This window comes from Roseibium sp. Sym1, assembly GCF_027359675.1.
In the GTDB taxonomy this organism is placed as follows: domain Bacteria; phylum Pseudomonadota; class Alphaproteobacteria; order Rhizobiales; family Stappiaceae; genus Roseibium.
Genome location: NZ_CP114786.1, coordinates 5,698,388 through 5,721,888, shown reverse-complemented (window position 1 = coordinate 5,721,888; position 23,501 = coordinate 5,698,388). Strand labels below are relative to the sequence as shown.

Genomic DNA, 23,501 nt, shown 5'->3' with positions numbered 1-23,501 from the left:
CCGAATTTTCACCTGGAAACGTCTTCGGGAGGAGCGAATTAGAGCTCGTTTAGCGAGGCTTTTTCCTCTTGGGCAGGGTGCGGCTTACCGGAGGTTGCTTCCTGCCGGAGCATGGGCAGGATGTCGTCAATGTTGCGGGCAACCATGTAGGGCACTTCCGTGTCGGGGCGGATATAGCCTTGGGCACGCATGTGATCGAGAAGTTCCAGCAGCGGCGACCAGAAACCGTTGATGTTCGCCAGGACAACGGGCTTGCGGTGCTGGCCGAGCTGTGCCCAGGTCATCATCTCGACGGCCTCTTCAAGAGTGCCGATACCACCGGGCAGGGCGATGAACGCATCCGAACGCTGAAACATGAGATGTTTGCGTTCATGCATGTCGCTGGTGATGACCAGGTCTTCGAGCGACTCGAGCATCACCTCGCGTTTTTCAAGAAAATGAGGAATGATTCCGGTCACCTTGCCGCCCGCCTCGAGGGCCGCATTGGCAACCGTGCCCATGAGTCCGACCGAACCGCCGCCATAAACAAGGCGAAGGCCCGCCTCGGCGATAAGCTGGCCAAGCCGGGTTGCGGCGGCCTCGTGGCTGCTGTCCGATCCGAAGCTCGAACCGCAGTAGACGCAGACGCTTGCAAGCTGTTTTTGAGATACCGTATCCATAACGCAAAGATGTGGCATTCGGATCCCTGCAAGGTCAAGCATTCTGTTTGAAAGGCCTTGGTTCTGAAGCGGGTTTTCTTGCCGCGCCCTGAAAAGAGGGCTATGCAGGGGGCACGACAGAATAGTGCGTCAGCGGCGATTGAACCGGCTGCGGATCTCCGAGGTCCTGGTTCGGCGGTCTCCCGGGACCGTGAGGTGCAGCTGACTCTACGGGGCGACGACAGGGGAACAGGTAGGGAAGAGCGCCGGCACACCCGGCCGCTCCCTGACAGGAAAAACAATGAACAAGAAAACACTCGTCTGGACTTTGGTGGTGGCTGTGCCGGTCGGCATCGCCGCCCTGGTAACGGCCTATATCTACCGCGATACCGGCAAGTTGCCGTTTCAGGAGACCACCGCCACCACGGCGGCGCCCGACACCGCAGGCAGTGACGCGGCGCCTGAAGCAACCGCTCAAGCCCCGGCAGGGACTGGGACGGAAGAGACCGCCCAGGCAGACACCCCTGCCGCCGAAGGCGAGGCGGGCCAGAGCGGCGCAAAGGGATTGAGCTTCGACGTCGTCGGCGTGGAAACGACAGGAGAAACCGTGGTCGCGGGGCGCTCGGATGCCGGCGCAATCGTCGCGTTGACCGCGAACGGCAAGGTGGTCGGCACCAGCATTGCCAACGAGGTTGGCGAATGGACAATCATTCTCGACGAACCGCTCAAGCCGGGTGACTACGATGTCGGCCTCGAAGTGCATGACGAGGCCGGGGAACCGATCGCAAAATCGGAGCAGCGCGTGGTGGTGTCCCTGCCGGAAGGCGGCAAGGAACAGCCGCTGGTGGTCTTGAACACGCCGGATGGCCCGTCCGACATTCTGCAGAAACCGGCCGCCGAACAGCAGGTTGCCGAAGCCGCTCCGGCACCTGAAGCACAGAGCCAGGAGACCGCCGGGACACAGGCGGCCGATACCGGTGCCGGTGAAGCGGAGACGACGGCAGCCGCCCTGCAGGAAACGGAAGAGACCCCGGCCGGGGCCGAAGGTTCGCAGCAGGTTCAGGCCCAGTCGGCCACGTCTGCGGATGCGGCAGGCGATGCGGAGACCGCCGCGGCCGAAGCCGCAGCCCCGGCTGTCGACGAAACTGCGTCGGGCACCACGGTCGCGGACACGGCTGAAGATGCCGTTGCCACGCAAGAGACGCAGACCGCTTCCGTTGAACCTGCAGCGGAAACCGGATCAGCGTCCGGCAATATAGCCCCGGACGGCGGGGCCGTTGACACCGAGGCGACCGAAGTTCGGGAAGACGGCGCGCAATCCGCAACAAAAGCCCCGGCTGCCGGATCGGCCGCAAAGACCGTGGCTGCGGCACCGGAACCGCAGGCCGAGCCGTCTGAGACGGTTCCTGCCGTATCCGCCGAAGCGGCGCCTGCGCGGGACGCTCCGGCTGAGCCGACCGTCACCGTCGAGGCCGTGGAATCGGAACAGGACAAGGTCTTTGTCGCCGGCACGGGCGAGCCGGGCTCTTCCGTCCGGGTCTATGTCGGCGATGACTTCCAGGGCGAGGCCAGGGTCAATTCCGGCGGCAAGTGGCTCGTGCAGGGCACCAAGAACATTGCAGAAGGCAATGTCGAGGTCCGTGCGGACCTGATCGCGGAAGACGGAAGCTCCGTCGACGCGCGCGCGGCGGTCACTTTCGAGAAGGAACAGGACAAACAGATCGTGCTCTCCAAGGTGGTCGCGAGCGGTGCCAGCGGCGAAGCGGACGGCCAGGGCGCCGAAGTCAAGAAGGCGCTCCCGGTCGTGATCATCCGCAAGGGCGACAATCTCTGGCGTATTTCCCGCCGTCTCTATGGTCATGGTGTCCGCTACACCACCATCTATCAGGCCAACCAGGACCAGATCCGCAACCCGGATCTGATCTACCCCGGTCAGGTCTTCCTGACGCCCGAAGGGGACCTGAACTGGAAACAGCTGCCGGAAAACAACGGCTGAGCTTTCAGGGATAGGATTTGAAGAGGGCAGGCAGCCGTGTCCGGTTGCCTGCCCTTGCATGTTAGGCTGTCGTGACACATGAACGACTGTCTGGCCCTTGTTTTTTTGTTCATTCATCGCATATTGACGATGAAACAAGTTGTTGTGAACGGAGAAGCCGCCCGATGAGCGGGACGGACGCGTCGAAGAAGACCACCTTCGAGGGAAGTGCTGAATGCCTTGCAGCCTGTGAGGAACTCGCAGCCGTTTTTCGTGCGCTCGGTCATCCCGCGCGTCTTGCGATCGTCAAGCAGCTTGCAGCAAGAAGCGAGGCCTGCTGCGGGGAGATCGTCAATCATCTCCCTTTGGCCCAGTCGACCGTTTCCCAGCATTTGCAGGTGCTCAAGGACGCAGGCCTGCTGATCTGCGACACACGTGGCCGAAACTGCCATTACCTGCTCAACCGGGAAAAACTGGCGCAGGCGGAAAAGTGGTCACAGAACTTCTGGGATGTCCTGAAGTCGACGCATCAAGACTGCCCCAACAATGAGACGGTCCGGGCGGACGACCACGAATAAGACCTAACTGGCCGTGACCTGCGGCCCGGAGATTGTGTGTGACAGATCGAACAGCCACCTCGCCGCGTAAGCCTACGGCCGCGGCCAAGGGAAGCCATTCCAAAACGCCCGAAGACCGGAAGGCCGTCAGCGCAGATGAAGGCAGCACGCTGACAACGCTTGCCAATCTGTGGCCCTATATCTGGCCGTCGAACCGTCCGGATCTGAAAAAACGCGTTCTGCTGGCAATCGTCGCGCTGGTCATTGCCAAATTCGTCACGGTGCTGTCGCCGTATTTCTTTGCCTGGGCGACGGATGCACTGACCGGGGAAGTCGCGGACCTGCCAGCCTTTCTTGTTGCGCCGATCATGCTGGTATTGGCCTACAATGCGGCCCGTATCCTTGCCGTTGCCTTCAACCAGTTGAGAGACGCCCTGTTTGCGCGGGTCGGCCAGCATGCCGTCCGGCAATTGGCAAACCTGACATTCCGCCATCTGCATCAACTGTCCCTGCGCTATCACCTGGCCCGGCGCACCGGCGGCCTGAGCAGGGTGATCGAACGCGGCGTGAAAGGCATTGAATCGATTGTCCGCTTCACCATCCTGAACGGCTTCCCGACCGTACTCGAATTCGCCATCATGGCGGCCGTGATCTGGTACCAGTTCGGCTTCTTCTATGTCGTTGTCGTCGCGGTGATGATCGTTGCCTATGTCTGGTTCACCATCAAATGCTCCAACTGGCGCATCGGCATCCGCCGGGAGATGAACGACAGCGACACCGATGCCAACTCCAAGGCCATCGACAGTCTCCTCAACTTTGAAACGGTCAAGTATTTCGGCAACGAGAAAATGGAAGCCGACCGCTTCGACGTTTCCATGGCCAAATACGAGAAGGCCGCGACCAAGACCTGGACCTCCCTGGCGTGGCTCAATTTCGGCCAGGCCGTGATCCTGGGCGTCGGCATGGCCATCTGCATGGCACTGTCGGCCCGGGCGGTGCTTGCGGGTGAGCAGAATATCGGCGATTTCGTGCTGATAAACGCACTTCTGATGCAGATCTCCATTCCGCTGAATTTCATCGGCTTCCTGTACCGCGAGATCCGGCAGGGACTGGCGGATATCGAATCCATGTTCGACCTCCTGCTGGTGCCGGCCGAGATCAAGGACAAGCCGGGCGCCGGGCCCCTGCAGGCGGTGGAAGGGCGGATTGCCTTCAAGAACGTCCGCTTTCACTACGATGCCGACCGGCCGATCCTGAAGGGGATCGACTTTGACGTGCCGGCGGGCCGGACCGTTGCCATTGTCGGACCGTCCGGCGCGGGCAAGTCGACCATCTCGCGTCTGCTGTTCCGCTTTTACGATGTCACGGACGGTGCTGTTGAGATCGACGGTCAGGATGTGCGCGATGTCACCCAGGAAAGCGTGCGCCACGCCATCGGCATGGTGCCGCAGGACACGGTGCTCTTCAACGACACCATTGCCTACAACATCCGTTACGGCCGCCCCGACGCTACAGACGAGGAAGTGCGTGAAGCCGCCCGCATGGCGCAGATCCACGATTTCATCGAAAAGCTGCCCCAGGGCTACCAGTCGGAGGTCGGCGAGCGCGGGCTGAAACTGTCGGGTGGGGAAAAGCAGCGGGTCGCGATTGCCCGCACCATCCTGAAGTCGCCGCCGATCCTGATCCTTGACGAGGCGACGTCGGCGCTCGATACGCATACCGAACGGGAAATCCAGTCGGCACTGGACGAAGTCTCGCAGAACCGCACGACGCTCGTGATCGCCCACCGTCTGTCGACGGTCGTCAATGCCGACCAGATTATCGTGCTGGAAGCAGGTGAGATCGCCGAGCGCGGCACCCATCTGGAACTGCTCGACAAGGATGGTCTCTATGCGTCGATGTGGGCGCGTCAGCGCGAGGCCGACGAGGCGGAAGAACGGTTGCGGGCGGCCATGGAAAACGACGATCTGGGCATCGTCACACGCGGGCATACCGCGGATTACGTACCGGCGAAATGAACCTGGAAACGGTCGCGCGGCCGTTAGGCCGCGCGACGTGCCGTCAGCGCCGGGTCGTTGGCGCAATCGGTTTGCCCGAAAGACCGGGTTTCCGGACCGGAGTGCAGGGGGGCGGCCCGATGAAACAAGCCGGTGATGGCCCTGGCCAGACGGCGCAACTCCTGGTGACGGGAAGCGCGGGCACGGATTTCGTAGATATCTCCTGAATGGAACATGGTGGTCTCCTTCTCGGTTGGTGAGAGGAATATGGCATGTTGCCATCTTTCGAAGAATATGGGTAAAATCGAAATCATTCTTCGAAAGAGTAGAATAATGAGGCTGGAAGATCTTCAGTTCTTCGTCCGCATAGCCGAACTCGGCAGCATGGCTGGCGCGGGCCGGGAAATCGGCCTCTCGCCATCCGCGGCAAGTACACGCCTGAGCAGCCTGGAAAAGACCTTCGGTGCCCAGCTGTTCGCCCGCACAACTCGGCGGACGGCGTTGACCGAAGCAGGCCGTGTCCTGCTGCAGCATGCCAGGGCGGCAATCGGCGAGATCGATCAGGCAAGGTCCATCCTCGAGGCTTCGAACGAGGCCCCGCGCGGATCCCTGCGGATTTCCTGCAACACCTTCTTCGGCCGCAAGCATGTCCTGCCGCATCTGGTCGAATTCCGGTCGCTCTATCCGGACATCCGGATCGAGATCGAAGTGTCGGACACCATCGTCAACGTCATCGAGGACGGCTATGACATGGCGATCCGCGGCGCGCCACTGGCCGATTCCTCCTTGCTGTCGCGGCGGCTTGGCGGCAATCCCCGAGCCCTTTGCGCATCGCCCGACTATATCGCCCGCAAGGGCGAACCGAAGACGCCGGAAGACCTGGCCAATCACGACTGCATTGCCATGGCCTCCGTCCCGGTATGGTATTTCACCGGTCCCGAGGGCGAGATTGCCTACGAGATCCAGAATCCCGTCATCAAGGGGGACAGCGGCGACCTGACCTATGATGCCGCGATCTATGGATTGGGGCTTAGTCTCAAGTCGCTGGCACATGTATGGGAGGACCTGCGCGACGGTCGGCTGGTGGCTGTCATGGAGGACTACAAGATTGCCAGGACGGGCGCGATCTGGGCGGTCTATCCGCCCAGTCAGTTTGTTCCTCCGAAAGTGACAGCCTTTGTCGATTTCCTGATTTCGAAATACGGCCGGCCACCTTACTGGGACACGGATTACAGGACCGCATAGAAGCCGAATTGCCGTGGCACCCGGAGACCTTGAAAGGCATGCGTATTTTTTGCGATAGTGTTCGCGCTTCAGTTGTCAAAGCCAAATGTCAAATGATGAAAATACTGACTGCCGTTTCAATTCTCGTTGTCTTCACCAATACCGTTGTTGCTCAAACCACCCTCTCACCGGAAGAGATCCGCGCAGTCCAGCAGAACCTGGACGACCTGGGCTATGATGTGGGCTCGACCAACGGCAATCTCGGCTGGAAGACATTCGTTGCCATCGGCCAGTATCAGCAAGACTGGCAACTACCGATCACCAGCATGCTTGACGCAGAACTCGTCGAGAGACTTGCGGGAAAGCATCCGGACACCATGGCAAGGTGGCAGGACCTTGAAAACCGGGACTGCGTTGTCTGGAACGAGTCTCCTCGTCCGAGGGAAACAATGACCTGGACAGGGACGTGCGAAAACGGCAAGGCGTCGGGAGAGGGGAGGTTGGAAACGGACTACATCACCTTGGGAAAAACGGAAGGGGACAGTTACGAAGGAGCAATCAAAGCGGGACATTTGCACGGAAAGGGCATCTACACGTGGTTCGACGGCACGACCCTGGAAGCCACATTCGTAGACGGTCTTGCAAGCGGGAGCGGTGTCTACTCGTCAGGAGACGGGGTTCGCTACGAGGGTGAATTCGAAAACGATCGTTTTGACGGCAAAGGCGTTCTTACCTTCGCAAACGGGAACCGGTATACCGGCCATTTTGAGGACGGGGACTTCAGTGGACACGGCTATTTCCGATGGGTCGATGGAAACAGCTACGAAGGGGAGTACAGCAAGGGCGAACCGCACGGGTTTGGAGTGTACTTTTCCCAGGATGTCGAGGTCTTGCGCGGGACATGGGAGAACGGCTGCCTTCGCGTGGACAATCATTACAGCGCTATTGGAACAACACGTAAGGCCTGTGGTTTCAAATAGGGTCGTCTCCCCGGGAGGGCGTGTTTAGGAAACCGCTTCCGATTTGCGCGATCCGTATCGGGACCTGTCCCGTCGACAACGGCATTTGCAATCGCTGACAGCCCTGCTGGCGCAACCGCATTGCGCCGGGTTCACTGGGGACAAAAGCCATGAATGTCGGTACTTTCCGGTTCTCAATGAAGGAAAAAGCTTCTAGAAGCGGACACAACAACAAGCGCATCGGGTGCATTTCGGGCAAGTGCGTCGCCTGGATGAAAGAGCCGATGTCCGGGCCGTTGTCCCGAGCCACCTGTTCTGAAAGCGGATAGAAGAATGTCGATAGTCGATTCAGTCACCAAGGCCATGGTCCCGATCCATCGGGAAGGCTGGCCTTTCATTGCGATCGCACTCGTGGCGACGGTGGTGATCGGTTATTTCATCAGCCCCCTGTTCTGGATCGGTCTGCTGCTGACAGGGTGGGTCTGCTATTTCTTTCGCGATCCGCAGCGGGTCACGCCTGTCGGCGACGGTCTGGTGATCTCACCGGCGGACGGTATCGTCAGCCATGTCGGCCTGGCGCGCCCGCCAGTGGAACTGGAGCTGGGAAGCGAGCCGCTGATGCGCGTTTCGATCTTCATGAACGTGTTCAACTGCCACGTGAACCGCGCCCCTTTCGGTGGCAAGGTTCTCAGGGTCGCCTACAGGGCCGGCAAGTTCCTGAACGCGGAACTCGACAAGGCAAGCGAGGACAACGAACGCAACGGCCTCGTGATCGAGGCGGGAGACACGCGGATCGGTGTGGTCCAGATTGCCGGCCTGGTTGCCCGCCGTATCGTCTGTTTCGTACGTGAGGGGGAAAACCTCTCCACGGGTGAGCGCTTCGGCCTGATCCGTTTCGGCTCGCGGCTCGACGTCTATTTTCCCGCCGGCACGCAGGCGAAAGTGGCGCTCGGCCAGACCATGATCGCGGGCGAGACGGTGCTGGCCGACCTGACTGAGCCCCAGGGCGCGGCGCAAACGCTGACCCGTGTGAGCTGAGGACGCCGTGACCCAGACCCCCGATCCCGTCAAGGACAGGAAAGACCGGCCTCCGCGTTTCCGCAGGGTGCCGCTCCGGCTGATCGTTCCCAACATGGTGACATTGCTGGCGCTGTGCTCCGGCTTGACCGCTGTCCGCATGGCCTTCGAGGAACGCTGGGAATTCGCGGTCGGCGCCGTTCTGGTCGCGGCTGTTCTCGACGGACTGGACGGCCGGGTCGCGCGGATGATGAAGGGCACCTCGCGCTTTGGCGCGGAACTCGACTCCCTGTCGGATTTCGTCAATTTCGGTGTGACGCCCGCCCTGATGCTTTACCTCTGGATCCTGAAGGATGCAGGCAATCTGGGGTGGATCGCGGGCCTGATCTTTGCCATTTCCGCGGCGTTGCGCCTGGCGCGCTTCAACGTGGCGCTGGATGATCCGGACAAGCCGGCCTGGGCATCCCGTTTCTTCACGGGCGTTCCGGCACCGGCCGGTGCGCTCACGGTGCTGTTGCCGCTCTATCTTGATTTCCTTGGCCTGTTCCCGCACTGGTTTGCCGACGAGGCCTTCGTCGCCGCCTATACGATTGCCATTGCCTTCCTGCTGATCAGCCGCCTGCCGACCTTTTCGGGCAAGACCCTCGGCACAAGGGTGCGCCGCGACTACGTGCTGCCGCTGTTCGTCTTTGCGGTGCTGATCGTCGCGCTGACCGTCAGTTATCCGTTCCGCATGCTTGCCGGCGGCGCCGTGCTCTACCTGTTGTCGATCCCGTTTTCCTGGCGTGCGCATCGCAAGCTGGTCCTTGCCGACACGAACATGGGCCTCGATGACGACGGTGACGAATGCGACACCGATCTTGACGATCTTGCCGACCGGGACAAGGACCACGGCGGGTAGACGCCAACTGGCGGCCTCGCAAATCGGGTTTCTGCAGCCGTTTTTCTGGTTCACTTAGATCTCCTCAACAATTCGAGGAGACAGACCATGTTGCATGGAAAGACCATACTGATCACCGGTGCCAGCAGCGGCATCGGCGCCGCGGCTGCGCGCATTCTGGCAGAAGCCGGGGCCAATCTCATGCTGGCAGCCCGGCGTGAAGACAGGCTGAAGGCTGTCCGGGACTCTTTGCCCAATGCCTCCAACAGGATCGCGCTGTTTGTCGGGGACGTCACCGACACGGGTTTTTCGGAAAATTCCGTCAAGGCCACGCTTGATGCCTTCGGCGGACTGGACGGCGCCTTCAACAACGCAGGCACGATTGGCGAGATGGGGCAGGTTCCGGACATGAGCCTGGAAACCTGGAACCAGGTGGTTGCCACCAATCTCGACAGCGCATTCCTGGCCGCGAAATACCAGATCCCGGCAATGCGGGCCCGCGGCGGCGGCTCGATCGTGTTCACGTCGTCCTTTGTCGGGCACACGATAGGATTTCCCGGCATGGCGGCCTATGCCGCCGCGAAGGCAGGCCTGATCGGATTGACCCAGGTATTGGCCGTGGAGCACGGCCCGGAAAACATCCGGGTGAATGCCTTGCTGCCGGGCGGGACCAGGACCGCAATGGCGGGCGATGATCCGGCCTTTCACGAATATATTTCCGGTCTGCATGCCCTCAAGCGCATGGCCGAACCGGAAGAAATCGCCCGGGCTGCCGAGTTCTTGCTGTCCGATGCCGCTTCGTTCGTCACCGGATCAGCCATGCTGTGCGACGGCGGCAACTCGATCTCGAAAGGGTAAAGAGCGGTTTCCGGCCTGTTGTCATCTCCGCGAAAGCGGAGACCCGGGATCCCGCATAACGGATTGTCTGCATTGCTGCCGGTGCCCGGGAGTCCCGGGTCCCGGCTCTCCGCTACGCCTTGGCCGGATTGACAACAGAGGGGAGACACGTGCGGACGAAACGCAACCCCCGTATCAAACCGGCCTCTTGCGAATGAACATCTGCTCCGTGACCGCCTTGCCCCATTGGTCGCCGACATACTCGTCTGCCAGCACGAAGCCGTTTTTCTCGTAGAGAGCGCGTGCGGCGTCCAGGCCTTTCAGGGTCCACAGGTGGATCTCGTCAAAGCCGTGCCGGTCGCAATGGTCCAGCGCCTTGCCCAGAAGGATCTTGCCGAGCCCCTTGCCGCGCAGGCTTTCCGACAGGATGAACCAGCGCAGATGGGCAATCTTGCCGCCGAGATCCTCGCCGTCGATGGTGAGCGAGCCGATGACCTCGCCGCTGTCGACGACACTCCAGCTGTTGTTTACCTGATTGCCGACCCTCGGCATGAACTCGGCCATCGCCTTCCCAACGACGCTCTCGAAGGTCGGCCCCATGCCAACGATATGGCCATGGGTGCGGCCATGCATGGCGGCAATGTCGCCAATCATGCCGGTCTGGTACCCTTCGACGATCTCGAACGCCGGGGCCTGAGGCGGTACGGGCGCGGTGTATCCGCCTGCAGGCTCAGCGAGGGCTTCGGCATAGGCGGTCATGGAGTTGGCGATCGTTTCGGCGCGGTCGCCCTCGATCCGGGAAAGCGCCCCGCGGGCCTGGTCGTCACCGAACCTGTCGATCTTGGCGAAGGTCTCCCTGCCGGCCTCCGTCAGGCTCAGGCCGAAACTGCGTCCGTCGGTCTCGGAGCGTGTCTGGACGATGTCGCCGCGGGTTTCGAGCGACTTGAGCAGGCGGCTGACAGTCGATTTCTCCAGCTTCAGTTTGGCCGACAGGTCCTTGGCGGTCATGCCGGGATGAAGGCCGATCTCCATGATGGCGTGAACGCCCGAACCGGAGAGATCCGTACCGGCGACAGCCTTGTCAAGGAAACCGAACTCCCGGACCATCTGGCGGGACGCGGCTCGAATCTCGTTTACGAGGGCGGATGAGGGTGTGGTCATGTCAAAACTCATATAGTTGTATAATGCAACTATATGAGTTTCGGTGTGGAGTGCCAAGGGGGATGCAAAACAAAATGTCTTCCCGGTAGGGCAGGGCGGATGACGTAATCCTGTTCGGAGTGGTGATAAGGCGCGTCAAACACCTCGTGTCATCCCCGACAAGCGAAGCGCGATCGGGGACCCACTCGTTTCCAGAGCAGATGATGGAGGCAGGGTGGTGTGGAAACCTTCGGCCCAATCCGGCAGATCAAGCCAGCTGAGACGTGGATTGGGTCCCGGCTCAAGGCCGGGATGACCTCAGTGGGTAGCCGAACTCTTTTTGAAAAGGTGGACTTTTGGATGCTGCACCCAAACAAAAAGGCCGCCGAAAACGGCGGCCTCTTGTTGGAGGAATGGAAACTCATTCCGCGGCGTGCGGCAGTTCCTCCTGCGGGGGGGCTTTGGGCACCGACGGCTTTGGCATCGAAACCACCTTGGCCGCCGGGCGCTCCTGTTCCTGTTGCGGGTCGGTCCATTGGGCGTCCTGGTCTCCCGCAGTTCCCATGGCAACGGCCGGTGTGTGCCGGAAGTATCCGACCACGCTCCAGAAGGACTTTGACCAGACGCTCGGCAGCGCGATCATGACCGGGATCATCAACAGCGTCAGCAAGGTCGAGAAGGCAAGACCCGAAATCACGGCTGTGGCAAGCTGTACCCACCAGACGGCCGTGATGCCGCCATAGGTGACCACCTGATTGAAGAAATCGAAATTGATCATGGTGGCCATCGGAACCAGACCGGCAATGGTCGTGATCGTGGTCAGCAGGATCGGCCGGATACGCTGGGCGGAGGTTTTCAGGATCGCGTCCAGCGGTTCAAGGCCGTCATGCAGGAACCGGTTGTAGGTGTCGATCAGGACGATCGCGTTGTTCACCACGATCCCGGCCAGCGCCACCACCCCGGTCCCGGTCATGATGATCGAGAACGGCTGGTTGGTCAGCAGCATGCCGAGCAGCACGCCGAACGCCGACAGGACCACCGTCGAGAGCGTCAGGAAGGTCTGGTAGAACGAGTTGAACTGCGTCAGCAGGATCAGGAACATCAGGAACAGCGAGGCGACCATGGCCTTCATCAGGAATTCGAACGATTCCTGCTGATCCTCGTCCGCGCCGCGGAACTTCAGGAAGACGTTGGACGGCCATTCCTGGCTGTCGAGCCATTTCTGGACCTCGGCAACCTGTTCCGTCGGGTTGGACCCGCTTTCCGGATTGACGCCCGCCTTGACATACATGGAGTAGAAACCGTCACGGCGAACGATTTCCGAGACCTTCTGGGACGGTTCGCGGCTGACGAAATTCGCCATCGGCACCAGGCCCAGGTCCGTCTGCAAGCGCAGTTGGTCGAAACGGTCGATGGTGCGCTCGTTCTCAGGAAGGCGGACACGGATATCTACCTCGTCCTCGCTGTCGCCGGGCCGGTAGGTGCCGATCAGGACACCGTTGGTGACCAGCTGGACCATGTTGCCGACGGAGGCGATATGCGCCTTGTAGCGGCCTGCCTGTTCCCGGTCGATGGAGATCTGCCATTCGATGCCGGGCAGGGGACGGTCGTCTTCCTGGTCGACCAGCGTTTCCATGCCGTCGATATGGGCACGGACGCGGGCAACCGCGGCGACCATGTCGTCATAGTCGGTCGACTTGATTTCCAGCTGCACATCCTTGCCGGTGGGCGGACCGCCTTCGATCTTGCGGGTTTCCACCTTGATGCCCGGGATGTCGGACGTCGCGGCGCGGATATCGGCGAAGATTTCCTTGGCCACGCGCCGGCAGCAGAAATCCGCGAGCTCGATATTGATCTCGCCCATGACATCGGCCGGCTTGTCCTGAACGTCGCCAACGGACGGACCTCCGGACGACCCGCCGGGCGTGAACGCGTTGGTGATGACGTTGTCGACACCCGGGATCGTCATGAGCTTGTCTTCGACCTGGACCACCAGGTCGCGCGCCTCGGCGGCGGACATGTTGCCCCGCCCGGAGACCAGCACGACCGCCTGCTCGGGTTCTTCCTCGATGAAGAATTCGACACCGGTCGGATTGGACGCGAAACTGACAAAGATCGCACCGCAGGTTCCGACCAGCAGCAGGATGGCGGCGACATTGCCCACCGGATTGCCGGCGAACAGCTTCAGGACCCGGACATAAATTCCGGTGAAGCCGCTGACCTTTTTGACGTCGAAGGCTTCCGTTCCGGAGAGTGCGGCTGCTTCGGCGCGTTCCTTTTCGGCCCGTATCGCGGCGCGGGCCTGCGACCAGCGCACGAACGGGCGCAGGACGCGATAGGCACTGTAGCCGGTCACCAGGAATATGGTGATTGCCACGAGCACCGTGGCCGGAATGATTGCGGCCGCCGGAACGATGCCGGCAAGCGCTGCGGGAACGAACGGACCGGCCCCGACGACCACGGCGAAGGTCAGGGCAACCACAAGCGCCATTAACAGTGCCGCGTGCCGGCTCATCCAGTGCGACATCTGCGCGAAGATGCCGCCGGTCACCGGCAGGAACACCATCGCCGTGAACAGCGAGGCGCTCAGGACGATGATCACCATGATCGGCAGATAGCTCATGAACTCGCCGGCGACACCCGGCCACAGCAGCATCGGCAGGAACGCGACCAGCGTCGTCGCCGTGGACGAGACGATCGGCCAGAACATCAGCCGCGCGGCTCGGATATAGGCCTCGCGGTCCTTCATGCCCTCGTGGATTTTGCGGTCGGCATATTCGGTCATCACGATGGCGCCGTCGACGAGCAGGCCGACGGTGAGCACGAGGCCGAACATGACCATGTTGTTGACCGTCTGGCCGATGCCGCCGAGGATCAGGAAGCCGACCATGAAGGAGGTCGGGATCGCCAGGCCGACCAGCAGGGCCGAGCGCAGGCCGAGCGCGGCCAGCACAAGGATCATCACCAGGAAGATCGCGGTCAGGATCGAGGACTGCAGCGAGCCCAGAACCTCGTAGATGTTGTTGGACTGGTCCAGCATCATGTCGACGCGGATCGTCTCCGGCCAGTCCTTCGAGGCATTCTCGACGACCGCGCGCACTGCGGCGTTGTTCTCGATGATGTTGGTGCCGATGCGCTTGACCACCTGGAGCGCAATCGCCGGATTGCCATTGACGCGCGTATAGGCGTTGGCGTCCTTGAATGTGCGGCGGATCTCCGACACGTCAGCCAGTGTGACAACGCCTTCGCCGCTCTGCTTTAGCGGCAGGGAGTAGACATCCTCGACGGTCTCGACGAGGCCGGGAACCTTGACGTTGAACCGTCCCTTGCCGCCATCGATGAAACCGGCCGGCACCAGCTGGTTGTTGAGCTGGAGCGTGTTGAGCAGCTCCTGCTGGGTGATGGCATAGGACTCCAGCCGTTCCGTGTCGATCAGCACCTCGAGCAGCTCTTCGCGGTGACCGGTCAGATCGGCCGAGCGCACGCTATCAATCGCCTCGATTTCGTCCTTCAGGCGTCGTGCATGCTGGTAGAGTGTGCGTTCCGGCACGTTGCCGGACAGGGCGACGATCATCGTCGGCGCGAGCGCGAAGTTCATCTCCGTGATCGTCGGCTCCTCGGCCTCGTCCGGAAGCTTGCTCTTCGCCTGGTCGACCTTGTCGCGCACATCCGCCAGCGCCTCGTCCTTGTCGAACGAGATGTCGAATTCCAGAACGATACCGGCGTGGCTTTCCGAGGCGATCGCGGTGATCTCCTTCAGGCCGTCCAGGCCGCGCAGCTCCGTTTCCATCGGCCGCACCAGCAGGCGCTCGGAATCTTCCGGAGAAATGCCCTGCTGCGTCACCGAAATGTAGAAGATCGGCAGGTCGATGTCGGGGCTGGCTTCCTTGGGAATGGAAATATATGTCGCGACACCGGCGACGATCAGCGCCAGCATCAGCACAAAAATCGTTTTCGGGCGCCGCAGGACGCCTTCGAGCATATCAATCATTGGCTCACCTCTGCCGTCTCGTAGACCGGTTCAACCAGTTCCCCATCCGAGACGTATTCCTGCCCAACGGTGATGGCGACCACTTCTTCCGGCAGCCCGCCGATCCACATTCCGTCCTGTTCGCCGCCCAGCACCTTGACCGGGTAGAAAACGGTCTTGTTGTTCTTGTCCACGGCGCGGATGCCGACCTGACCGGCATCGTTCAGCGTCAGGATCGCGGGCGAGATCTTGTGGGCTTTCTCCGACGGCAGCGGCAGCATGGTGACCGCCGTGACGCCATCGCGTGCCTTGCCGTCCGGGTTCGGCAGCTCGATCTCGATGCGGAAGGTGCGTGTGTCCGGATTTGCGGACGGCGAGATGTAGCGCACCTTGCCCTCGAGGGTTTCACCCGTGATCAGCTTCACCTTGGCCGGCATCTCGAGCGAAATCTGGCCGATGCTCAGTTCCGAAACCTGCCCGATGGCGATCATCGGATCTGAATTGACCACGGTGGCGCAAATGCCGCCGTTGTTGAGCTGAGCACCGACATCGGCCATCGGGCTTTCGATGACCCCGTCGATCGGCGACCGGATGATGGTCCGTTGCAGTTCGGCCTCGGCTTCCTTCAGGCGGGCCTTGGCGGCATCAAGCTGTGCCTGCAGGGCGGCCACACGGGTCTGGGCCGTGAAGCCCTTGCTGTTCAGCTTGGTCGCCGCTTCATGATCGAGTTCGGCCTGCGCCAGCGCGGCCTTGGCTTCCAGGATGCTCGCCTCGCGCGTGCCTTTATCCAGCACGCACAAAACGTCTCCGGCCGCGACCTTCGCGCCTTCGCGCGCCGGGCGTTCGATGACATCGTCGGTGGTCTGGGAGCGCACGGCGACCTTGGCTTCGGCCTCTGTCCGGCCCCGGACCTCGAGAACAGCCTGGCGATCCTGCGCCACAAGACGCCTTACCTGGACCCGGAAGGCTTCCTTGGCGGCCTCGCTGACACGCAAGGCCGGCGGCGGAGTGGCATGTTCACTGTCGCCGACACCGCCGATCACGGTGGTGCCGCTGTACATCCAGAAGCCGATGCCGGCTGCGAGGCCGGCGGCCAGGATGTAGGAAAATTTCACGCGCATTCTGTCAAACTCCAAGAAACGTCAGGCCTACTCGGCGGCCGCCGGGAGGGGGCGGGCCGCGTCTTCGGCGATCTTGATCAGGGCCTCGCCGTGCTCTTCCAGATGGGCGAGGGTAAATTTCATGCAGGCTATGCCGTATTCCCGGGTCCAGCTGGACCCGGGATGCGAACATTGCTGTTGCTGTTCGCAATCCGTGAGCAGGCGCAGCTCTTCCTGCACCTGGGCCTTGCGGCGTTCCAGCGCCCGGCGAATGACGTCGGGGGGCAGCTGTGCCGCATTGAGCGCAATCAGGAGGAAAGGGGATTTGAAGGTGTCGGGTGCCTGAGGTTCGCACAGGGAACTGATGAACTCGGTCCGGCCGGCTTCCGTGATCGAATAGACCTTGCGCGCGGGTTTACCCGCCTGGGGTTCTTCGCGCACGGTGACCATGCCTTCGGCTTCCAGCCGCGCAAGCGCGGGGTAGATCGATCCGAAACTGGCGTCTTCGAAATAGCTGAAGCGCCCCTCGGTGGATTCCTTACGGATCTCGTATCCGGTGGCATCCCCGAAGGACAGGATCGCTAGGCAAAGGCTTCGTACGCTCATCGGTGTCTCCGGCCGGAAGCGTCCTTCCGGCGTGACCGGCTTCTCCAACGCCCGCGCGAGCATATTTGCGCAAGGGGGCATTGTCAGAAGTGTCATATGCTGGGTCGATATATCGAACAAATATATATAGTGTCGGTATAGATCAAGAGTGCGTTGCACAAAATTTTTCAATTGATGAACAGAATCTCATCTTTCAATTCGCAATGGATTACCCGTTTAATTGACAGGTTGTTGGGTTGGCGGAAACAGGTCTAGGCTGGTCCGGCTATTGTCGCACTTATCGTCAGGGGAGGGCCGGATGGCCAAACCGAAAAACCGTTTGTATCGCATGGCTCTGCCGAAGGATCCTCTGTTCAGGCTCCTGGTGATCAACGGCCTTGCTGGCATTGGCATCGCCGGTCTCGTGATGGGCGGTATTTTCGCGGCCAATATCGGAAATCTCAGGGTGCTCGTGCTGTCCTCGGAGAATCCCGTCCTGCCGGTCGTCATGCTCGCCTTTGCATTGGTAATCACGCTCGGATCTGTCGTGATCGGCTCTGCGATCATGTTGCTGGGGGAAAGCGGCCGGGGCGGCGGAAGGTCAGGCGGACGGCGGCGAAAGGTGTTCGCAGGCGAGTTGAAACCAATTCCGGTGATCGTCCCGGCACAGCAGAGGCGTGGACTATACCGCTAAGGGCCGGAAACAGCGCGCATTGAGCGCGCAGGGGTCATCGCAGGCTGTTCTGAATATGAACGTTGGTGCGGGCAAAACTGTCCTGTTTTGGCCCCAGCGCCGCGAAAAGCGTCATGGCGACAGCGGTCAATAGAAGCAGCAATCCGGCGGACGAGAGTTTCATCTCCTCGGTCCTTTTCATCATGGCGGCCTCCGTTTGCGATGAGGGCTTGTACACTCACAGGCTCTAAGGCCCCGGTAACACGTCTTGTAAAATTTTACGGACCCGCATTTGTGACAATCACGCAAGCGGAAACGCGAGGGATGAATGCCGTAGCGTCACGGTTGTGATCGGGCAGATCAGGGGACGATTTCCGCAGCGAATTAACCAACTTGCTAAAAATTGGCCTTCAGAACCAGCTGTATCGGTTGCGGTAGCAGGAATGATCTTATACGACCAAGGATAGGTTAAATAATTGTTAACCAAATCTTGGGGTTGTAATGCGTTTTTTCAATAGAAGTTTCCACATATATGTTTTTTCTCTGGTTTCCCTTCTGTCGGCGGTCTGGGTCGCCAACAATCCGGAACGAACAGTGCAACTGGTGCGGCAGTTGGTTGAAGACGCGGTCGAGCTGAAGCAGCTCGCGGAAGGTGTCTATCGGGAAGTTGGTCAGGTGAACTGGCAAACGGCCTCCGAGGAGGCGGTAACCATCTTTGTCGCGGCCTTGCGCATGCCGACAATGCTGTTTGAACGGTTGGCGGAGAAGATCGAGAACGTCGAAACGGACATCAAGCAGCGCCAGAGGGTCGATGCCTCCGGCGCCGGGGCGGACCGGCGCGCGAAAGACGTGGTTCTGTCCGCGAACGGTTTCGACCATGTGCGGAGACGGGACACGGAATCCCGGTCTCCACTGACCTGATCCAGTCGGTCAGACCGCGGCGAGGGCGATCGCAATGCCCTGGCCGACACCGATGCACATGGTCGCCAGCGCCAGCTTGCCGCCGCGTTTCTTCAATTCCAGTGCTGCCGACCCGGTTATCCGGGCTCCCGACATGCCCAGCGGATGGCCCAGGGCAATCGCGCCGCCATTGGGGTTGACGAAATCTGCCTCCTCGGGCAGGCCGAGATCGCGCATGACCGCAATCGCCTGAGCGGCGAAGGCCTCGTTGAGTTCGATGACATCGAACTCGGACAGCACGAGACCGTATTGGGCACACAGCTTTCGTGTTGCCGGAGCCGGTCCGATCCCCATGATCCGGGGTGGCACACCGGCGGTCGCCCCGCCTATGATGCGGGCAATCGGGTTGAGATTGTGCTTCTCGACCGCGGCTTCGGACGCGACAAGCAGCGCCGCGGCGCCATCGTTGACACCCGAGGCATTTCCGGCGGTCACCGAGCCGTTTTCGCGGAAGGGGGCCTTGAGACCGTTAAGCTGCTCGAGCGTGGTGCCCGCACGGGGATGTTCGTCCTTGTCGACAAGGACCGGGTCGCCCCTGCGCTGCGGAATCATGACCGGAACGATTTCCTCGGCAAGACGTCCGTTTTCCTGTGCAGCGACCGCGCGTTGCTGGCTGCGCAGCGCGAAGGCATCCTGGTCCGCCCGGGAAATCGAGAAGTCCGCGGCAACATTTTCCGCGGTTTCCGGCATGGAATCGATACCGTACTGGTCTTTCAGAAGCGGGTTGACGAACCGCCAGCCGATGGTCGTGTCATAAATCTCCGCATTGCGCGAAAAGCCTGTGTCCGCCTTCGGCATCACGAACGGGGCCCGTGACATGCTTTCCACACCCCCGGCAATCGCTAGGTCGATCTCGCCGCTCTTGATTGCCCGTGCCGCCGTGATCAGGGCATCCATGCCCGAGCCGCAGAGCCTGTTCAAAGTCAAGCCCGGCACTGTTTCCGGCAGGCCTGCAAGCAGTGAAGACATGCGGGCGACATTGCGGTTGTCTTCACCTGCCTGGTTGGCGCAACCGTAGAAGACATCGTCAACAGCGGTCCAGTCGGTATCCTGATTGCGCTCCATCAGGGCGCCGATCGGAATTGCGCCGAGGTCGTCCGTGCGCACCGCCGACAACTTGCCGCCATAGCGGCCAATCGGCGTGCGGACATAGTCGCAGATATAAACGTGGTGCATGGTTCCTCCCAGACCGTCGCGCGTTGCCAGACCGTCGCGCGTTGACAGACCCTTGCGGGCGCCTCGCCCGGGATCGCGGCAAGTCTTGCCGGATTTCGATGGATAAGGCAAGACGTGTCACAGAAATGGCGTGTTGGTCAGTTTTTTTGTGACGGATCCGGGTGGCGGACGATATCGTCCTCGGCCAGATAGGTGCCGGACTGGATTTCGATCATCCTGACCGGGATCTTGCCCGGATTGTGCAGGGTGTGCAGGGCGCCGAGAGGCACGTAGGCGGACTGGTTTTCGCTGAGCAGCGATGTCTTGCCGTCGATCGTGATTTCCACGGTGCCGGAGACAACGACCCAGTGTTCGGCCCTGTGCAAATGATTCTGCAGGCTGAGGCGTTTGCCGGGTTTGATCAACATCGACTGTACCGCGAACCGGTCACCGGCATTGATCCGCTCGGTGTAGCCCCAGGGCTTGTAGGCGCGCGGGTGCCGGTCAACCTCGTGGCGTCCCTCCGATTTCAGTTGTTCCACCACGGTCTTGACCTCCTGCGAGGCGTCCTTGTGCGCAACCAGAACGCTGTCGGTGGTCGCGATCACCATGACGTTCTCAAGTCCGATCACCGAAACAAGACCGCGTTCGGCGAAGGCAAGGCAGTTGCTGCTGTCCAGGAACCGGGCGTCCCCGAGCGCGCAATTGCCGCTGTCGTCCTTGTCGAGCACCGCCCAGATGGCAGACCAGGATCCGAGATCATCCCAATCCGGGGCAACCGGTGCGCAGGCGACATTCGCAGCCTTCTCCATGATCGCGTAGTCGATCGAGATATTGTCCAGGTTTGCAAAGGCCGCCTCGTCCAGGCGTGTAAAATCCAGGTCGCCATGACGGGTTTCCATGACCGCGACAATGTCCTCGTAGAGCGCCGGCTGCAGCTGCCTGAATGCGTCGATCATCGTTTTTGCAGAGAAAAGGAAAATGCCGGCGTTCCAGAAATATCCGCCGTCTTCAAGGAAGCTTTCGGCAGTGGCCAGATCCGGTTTTTCGACAAAGGCCTCCACGGGGCGAACCGCTTCGCTGCCGGCGGCGACCCGGATATAGCCGTAGCCCGTGTTGGGCTCGGTCGGCTGGATGCCAAACGTGACGATCTGTCCGTTCCGGGCGGCCGGTTCTGCGGCCCTGACCGTCTCGAGAAAGACCTCTTCCCTGCCGATGAGATGGTCTGAGGGCAGCAGCAGGACCAGGGCCTCGGGGTCGGTCTCTTGCGCGATCATCGCGGCCATCAGGGCAGGGGGAGCGGTGTTGCGGCCGACGGGTTCCAGGAGAATCAGCTGCGCCGCCTTGCCGAGTTCCGACATCTGCTCGCCGATCAGGAACCTGTGCGCATTGCTTCCGATCACGATCGGGGCAGCAAAATCCGGATGATCGATCCGGCGGCATGTTTTCTGGAAAAGGCTTTCCCCGCCGAACAGGGGCAGAAACTGCTTCGGCCTGTCGGTGCGCGACAGTGGCCAGAGGCGGGATCCGACCCCGCCGGACAAAATGCAAGGAAAAATCATGGTTTGGTACCTGTGCTGCCGCTTTGGCGCCGATTCCGTTCATCTCGAGGGTCCGGTCAGTGTGGAGGACCATTGGGACGGTTGCAAGCAGGGCACCGGACGGCTACATATGTAATAATGTAACGTACTTGATCTTGCGCTGTTGGCGCTAAGCAGGCTTTCAAAACCATGACAAATCCGGGATCCGGGCTGGTCCGGCTGGACCGAGCAGGCATACGCAAAGGCGATCAGTGGCTGGTGCGAGGTGTCGACCTGACGGTCTCTCCGGGCGAGATCGTGACCCTTATCGGCCCGAACGGATCGGGTAAATCGACAACGGCCAAGCTCGCTCTCGGCATCTTGAAGCCGACGGAAGGGCGCGCGGACCGCCGGCCCGGCCTCAAGGTCGGTTATGTCCCGCAGAAACTTGCGATCGACTGGACCCTTCCGCTGACCGTCGCGCGGTTTCTGCGCCTGACCAATCCTCTGAGCGACGCCGACTGCAAGGCAGCGCTTTCCCGTACAGGTGCCGAACGTCTTTTCGGTTCCGAGGTCCGCGCATTGTCGGGTGGCGAGCTGCAACGGGTCATGCTGGCGCGCGCCATCGCGCGCAATCCGGACCTGCTGGTGCTCGACGAACCCGTTCAGGGTGTCGATTACTCCGGTGAAATCGCGATCTACGATCTCATCAGCGACATCCGCGGCACGCTTGGCTGCGGCATCCTGATGATCTCCCACGATCTGCATGTTGTCATGGCACAGGCCGATCAGGTGATCTGCCTCAACGGTCACGTCTGCTGCCGCGGAACCCCCTCGGACGTCAGCCAGGACGACAGTTACCATGCGCTGTTCGGGACCCGCCGAAACTCCGCGCTTGCCGTCTACGAGCATCATCACGACCATGTGCATCTGACGGACGGCAAGGTGAGGCACACGGACGGGTCCGTGTGTTCCTCCTGCGCCGGCGAGCATCATGACCACGGCGGAGACGGCCACATTCACGAGGGGCGTTCAAACCAGGATGGACTGCGCGATGCTGGATGATTTCTTTGTCCGCGCCCTGGTTGCCGGGATTGGTGTTGCCCTTGTTGCCGGCCCGCTGGGCTGCTTCATCGTCTGGCGGCGGATGGCCTATTTCGGCGACACGCTGTCCCATGCCGCCTTGCTGGGCGTCGCCCTGTCCCTGCTGCTGAACATCAACACCATGGTCGCGGTCGGGGGCGTGTGTCTCATCCTTGCGGCGCTGCTGATCATGCTTCGGCGGCGCGACACGCTGTCTTCCGATGCCATACTCGGGCTCCTGTCCCATTCGGCGCTCGCTCTCGGGCTCGTCAGCCTGGCGTTCATGACCTGGGTCAGGATCGATCTGCTCGGGCTGCTGTTCGGCGATATTCTTGCCGTGACGCGCCTGGATATCGTCCTGATCTACTGCGGCGGCGCCGTGGTTCTGGGCCTGCTGGCGCTGATCTGGCGGCGCCTGTTCGCAGCCACGGTCAGCCCGGACCTGGCAGCCAGTGAGGGGCTGCGCCCGGAGCGCACGGAACTGGTGTTCATCCTGCTGACCGCCATCGTCATCGCCATATCGCTGAAGGTCATCGGGGCACTGCTGATCACCGCACTGCTGATCATTCCGGCCGCGGCCGCGCGCCGCGTGTCAGGCTCACCGGAACAGATGGCGGTCATTGCCGCCTTGACCGGAGCTGCCGCGGTGGCTGGCGGCCTCTACACGTCCCTGCACTATGACACGCCCTCGGGCCCGTCGATCGTGGTTGCGGCAATGGTGCTGTTCATCATCAGCCTTGTTCCCGGGGGGCAAATCGTGAGAAGGCTGAGTCAGTCGTCGAAAGGAGACCGTCCGTGAATGCTCAGGCCCATCCCGACCTGACGAAAAACCAGTCCCTGGTCTTCGGGTCACTTTCCGATGCGGACGGTCCGCTGACCGCCTACGCGATTCTCGACCTGCTGCGCGACAGCGGCTTCCGGGCGCCGCTGCAAGTCTACCGGGCTCTGGACAAGCTCGTGGAATATGGCCTGGTTCACCGCCTGGAAAGCCTCAATGCCTTCGTCGCCTGCTCTCACAAGGGGTGCGCCGGTCACGGTGCGGCGGCCTTTGCGATCTGTGAGAAATGCGGACTGGTCAGCGAATTCACGCCGGACAAGGCCATTGCCTGCCTGGAGGAATGGACCAGGGAGGAGGGCTTCCACCTCTCCAGAACCACGATCGAGCTGCGCGGCACCTGCCAGGCCTGCGCCGCGGCCTAGGGGCAGGCCCCTGGACCGGGACAAAACCGCT

At 61.4% G+C, this 23,501-nt stretch carries 22 protein-coding genes; 13 read left to right on the top strand and 9 right to left on the bottom strand.

All coding sequences use genetic code 11. From position 1 onward, the window contains the following. Positions 1-38 precede the first annotated feature (38 nt). Positions 39-677 carry a TIGR00730 family Rossman fold protein gene (locus tag O6760_RS26520; RefSeq protein ID WP_269582654.1) on the bottom strand — a complete coding sequence of 213 codons (639 nt, stop codon included), beginning with the start codon at positions 675-677 and terminating at the stop codon, positions 39-41. Positions 678-939: 262 nt separating this feature from the next. Here O6760_RS26520 and O6760_RS26515 point away from each other — a divergent pair, with 262 nt between their 5' ends. The 3 genes from O6760_RS26515 (at position 940) to O6760_RS26505 (ending at position 5,188) form a co-directional block, all read left to right on the top strand. Continuing rightward, positions 940-2,634 (top strand): LysM peptidoglycan-binding domain-containing protein, encoded by a 1,695-nt coding sequence (locus tag O6760_RS26515; protein ID WP_269582653.1) that lies wholly within the window; start codon positions 940-942, stop codon positions 2,632-2,634. A 164-nt stretch (positions 2,635-2,798) separates the two neighbouring features. After that, positions 2,799-3,191, top strand: coding sequence for an ArsR/SmtB family transcription factor (locus O6760_RS26510; RefSeq protein ID WP_269582652.1), 393 nt, complete (start codon positions 2,799-2,801; stop codon positions 3,189-3,191). Positions 3,192-3,340: 149 nt separating this feature from the next. Next, the gene (locus tag O6760_RS26505) at positions 3,341-5,188 is read left to right on the top strand and encodes an ABCB family ABC transporter ATP-binding protein/permease (RefSeq protein ID WP_269586360.1); all 1,848 of its coding nucleotides are present in this window, start codon (positions 3,341-3,343) and stop codon (positions 5,186-5,188) included. A 23-nt stretch (positions 5,189-5,211) separates the two neighbouring features. On the opposite strand, the gene O6760_RS26500 is transcribed toward O6760_RS26505, so the two are convergent. Continuing rightward, positions 5,212-5,403, bottom strand: a complete 192-nt coding sequence (locus O6760_RS26500) for a hypothetical protein (protein ID WP_269582651.1) — start codon at positions 5,401-5,403, stop codon at positions 5,212-5,214. Positions 5,404-5,500: 97 nt separating this feature from the next. Here O6760_RS26500 and O6760_RS26495 point away from each other — a divergent pair, with 97 nt between their 5' ends. The 5 genes from O6760_RS26495 to O6760_RS26475 all read left to right on the top strand — a co-directional run bounded on the left by O6760_RS26495 (position 5,501) and on the right by O6760_RS26475 (position 10,105). Further along, positions 5,501-6,412, top strand: a complete 912-nt coding sequence (locus O6760_RS26495; RefSeq protein ID WP_269582650.1) for a LysR family transcriptional regulator — start codon at positions 5,501-5,503, stop codon at positions 6,410-6,412. Positions 6,413-6,450: 38 nt separating this feature from the next. Continuing rightward, positions 6,451-7,371, top strand: a complete 921-nt coding sequence (locus O6760_RS26490; protein ID WP_269582649.1) for a peptidoglycan-binding protein — start codon at positions 6,451-6,453, stop codon at positions 7,369-7,371. 312 nt (positions 7,372-7,683) lie between these two features. Next, a complete protein-coding gene (locus O6760_RS26485) occupies positions 7,684-8,388 on the top strand; it encodes a phosphatidylserine decarboxylase (protein ID WP_269582648.1) in 705 nt (234 codons plus the stop codon). A gap of 67 nt (positions 8,389-8,455) precedes the next feature. After that, on the top strand, positions 8,456-9,268 hold the full coding sequence (locus tag O6760_RS26480) for a CDP-alcohol phosphatidyltransferase family protein (protein WP_442969940.1): 813 nt from the start codon (positions 8,456-8,458) through the stop codon (positions 9,266-9,268). Between the two features lie 87 nt (positions 9,269-9,355). After that, a complete protein-coding gene (locus tag O6760_RS26475) occupies positions 9,356-10,105 on the top strand; it encodes an SDR family oxidoreductase (RefSeq protein WP_269582646.1) in 750 nt (249 codons plus the stop codon). 174 nt (positions 10,106-10,279) lie between these two features. On the opposite strand, the gene O6760_RS26470 is transcribed toward O6760_RS26475, so the two are convergent. From O6760_RS26470 to O6760_RS26455, 4 genes are all read right to left on the bottom strand, one after another. After that, positions 10,280-11,245: a helix-turn-helix domain-containing GNAT family N-acetyltransferase gene (locus O6760_RS26470; protein ID WP_269582645.1), complete on the bottom strand. Its 966-nt coding sequence runs from the start codon at positions 11,243-11,245 to the stop codon at positions 10,280-10,282. Positions 11,246-11,645: 400 nt separating this feature from the next. Then, positions 11,646-15,215 (bottom strand): efflux RND transporter permease subunit, encoded by a 3,570-nt coding sequence (locus tag O6760_RS26465; RefSeq protein ID WP_269582644.1) that lies wholly within the window; start codon positions 15,213-15,215, stop codon positions 11,646-11,648. Then, positions 15,212-16,315: an efflux RND transporter periplasmic adaptor subunit gene (locus O6760_RS26460; RefSeq protein ID WP_269582643.1), complete on the bottom strand. Its 1,104-nt coding sequence runs from the start codon at positions 16,313-16,315 to the stop codon at positions 15,212-15,214. The genes O6760_RS26465 and O6760_RS26460 overlap by 4 nt, the downstream gene beginning before the upstream one ends. Before the next feature lie 27 nt (positions 16,316-16,342). Continuing rightward, positions 16,343-16,900 carry a PadR family transcriptional regulator gene (locus tag O6760_RS26455; RefSeq protein WP_269582642.1) on the bottom strand — a complete coding sequence of 186 codons (558 nt, stop codon included), beginning with the start codon at positions 16,898-16,900 and terminating at the stop codon, positions 16,343-16,345. A gap of 298 nt (positions 16,901-17,198) precedes the next feature. Here O6760_RS26455 and O6760_RS26450 point away from each other — a divergent pair, with 298 nt between their 5' ends. Then, positions 17,199-17,573: a hypothetical protein gene (locus O6760_RS26450; RefSeq protein WP_269582641.1), complete on the top strand. Its 375-nt coding sequence runs from the start codon at positions 17,199-17,201 to the stop codon at positions 17,571-17,573. A gap of 34 nt (positions 17,574-17,607) precedes the next feature. Here the strand turns inward: O6760_RS26450 and O6760_RS26445 are convergent, their stop codons facing one another. Next, positions 17,608-17,757 (bottom strand): hypothetical protein, encoded by a 150-nt coding sequence (locus O6760_RS26445; RefSeq protein WP_269582640.1) that lies wholly within the window; start codon positions 17,755-17,757, stop codon positions 17,608-17,610. A gap of 389 nt (positions 17,758-18,146) precedes the next feature. Between O6760_RS26445 and O6760_RS26440 the strand changes: the two genes are divergently transcribed. Beyond that, a complete protein-coding gene (locus O6760_RS26440; protein ID WP_269582639.1) occupies positions 18,147-18,473 on the top strand; it encodes a hypothetical protein in 327 nt (108 codons plus the stop codon). 9 nt (positions 18,474-18,482) lie between these two features. Here O6760_RS26440 and pcaF read toward each other — a convergent pair whose 3' ends face one another. Both pcaF and O6760_RS26430 read right to left on the bottom strand, forming a co-directional pair. After that, positions 18,483-19,688, bottom strand: a complete 1,206-nt coding sequence (gene pcaF / locus O6760_RS26435) for a 3-oxoadipyl-CoA thiolase (RefSeq protein WP_269582638.1) — start codon at positions 19,686-19,688, stop codon at positions 18,483-18,485. 137 nt (positions 19,689-19,825) lie between these two features. After that, positions 19,826-21,229, bottom strand: a complete 1,404-nt coding sequence (locus tag O6760_RS26430) for a mannose-1-phosphate guanylyltransferase/mannose-6-phosphate isomerase (RefSeq protein WP_269582637.1) — start codon at positions 21,227-21,229, stop codon at positions 19,826-19,828. Between the two features lie 168 nt (positions 21,230-21,397). Here O6760_RS26430 and O6760_RS26425 point away from each other — a divergent pair, with 168 nt between their 5' ends. From O6760_RS26425 to O6760_RS26415, 3 genes are read left to right on the top strand one after another with little or no spacing between them, the layout of a single operon-like run. Then, a complete protein-coding gene (locus O6760_RS26425; RefSeq protein ID WP_269582636.1) occupies positions 21,398-22,252 on the top strand; it encodes an ATP-binding cassette domain-containing protein in 855 nt (284 codons plus the stop codon). After that, positions 22,242-23,069, top strand: coding sequence for a metal ABC transporter permease (locus O6760_RS26420; protein ID WP_269582635.1), 828 nt, complete (start codon positions 22,242-22,244; stop codon positions 23,067-23,069). The genes O6760_RS26425 and O6760_RS26420 overlap by 11 nt, the downstream gene beginning before the upstream one ends. Beyond that, entirely contained in the window at positions 23,066-23,470 is a 405-nt protein-coding gene (locus O6760_RS26415; protein ID WP_269582634.1) for a Fur family transcriptional regulator, read from the top strand. The genes O6760_RS26420 and O6760_RS26415 overlap by 4 nt, the downstream gene beginning before the upstream one ends. Positions 23,471-23,501 lie beyond the last annotated feature (31 nt).

Coding starts and splice junctions, on each gene's coding strand:
- O6760_RS26520 (WP_269582654.1), bottom strand. CDS start 677: ATGCCACATCTTTGCGTTATGGATACGGTATCTCAAAAACAGCTTGCA.
- O6760_RS26515 (WP_269582653.1), top strand. CDS start 940: ATGAACAAGAAAACACTCGTCTGGACTTTGGTGGTGGCTGTGCCGGTC.
- O6760_RS26510 (WP_269582652.1), top strand. CDS start 2,799: ATGAGCGGGACGGACGCGTCGAAGAAGACCACCTTCGAGGGAAGTGCT.
- O6760_RS26500 (WP_269582651.1), bottom strand. CDS start 5,403: ATGTTCCATTCAGGAGATATCTACGAAATCCGTGCCCGCGCTTCCCGT.
- O6760_RS26495 (WP_269582650.1), top strand. CDS start 5,501: ATGAGGCTGGAAGATCTTCAGTTCTTCGTCCGCATAGCCGAACTCGGC.
- O6760_RS26490 (WP_269582649.1), top strand. CDS start 6,451: ATGCGTATTTTTTGCGATAGTGTTCGCGCTTCAGTTGTCAAAGCCAAA.
- O6760_RS26485 (WP_269582648.1), top strand. CDS start 7,684: ATGTCGATAGTCGATTCAGTCACCAAGGCCATGGTCCCGATCCATCGG.
- O6760_RS26475 (WP_269582646.1), top strand. CDS start 9,356: ATGTTGCATGGAAAGACCATACTGATCACCGGTGCCAGCAGCGGCATC.
- O6760_RS26470 (WP_269582645.1), bottom strand. CDS start 11,245: ATGACCACACCCTCATCCGCCCTCGTAAACGAGATTCGAGCCGCGTCC.
- O6760_RS26465 (WP_269582644.1), bottom strand. CDS start 15,215: ATGATTGATATGCTCGAAGGCGTCCTGCGGCGCCCGAAAACGATTTTT.
- O6760_RS26460 (WP_269582643.1), bottom strand. CDS start 16,315: ATGCGCGTGAAATTTTCCTACATCCTGGCCGCCGGCCTCGCAGCCGGC.
- O6760_RS26455 (WP_269582642.1), bottom strand. CDS start 16,900: ATGAGCGTACGAAGCCTTTGCCTAGCGATCCTGTCCTTCGGGGATGCC.
- O6760_RS26450 (WP_269582641.1), top strand. CDS start 17,199: ATGGCCAAACCGAAAAACCGTTTGTATCGCATGGCTCTGCCGAAGGAT.
- O6760_RS26445 (WP_269582640.1), bottom strand. CDS start 17,757: ATGATGAAAAGGACCGAGGAGATGAAACTCTCGTCCGCCGGATTGCTG.
- pcaF (WP_269582638.1), bottom strand. CDS start 19,688: ATGCACCACGTTTATATCTGCGACTATGTCCGCACGCCGATTGGCCGC.
- O6760_RS26430 (WP_269582637.1), bottom strand. CDS start 21,229: ATGATTTTTCCTTGCATTTTGTCCGGCGGGGTCGGATCCCGCCTCTGG.
- O6760_RS26425 (WP_269582636.1), top strand. CDS start 21,398: ATGACAAATCCGGGATCCGGGCTGGTCCGGCTGGACCGAGCAGGCATA.
- O6760_RS26420 (WP_269582635.1), top strand. CDS start 22,242: ATGCTGGATGATTTCTTTGTCCGCGCCCTGGTTGCCGGGATTGGTGTT.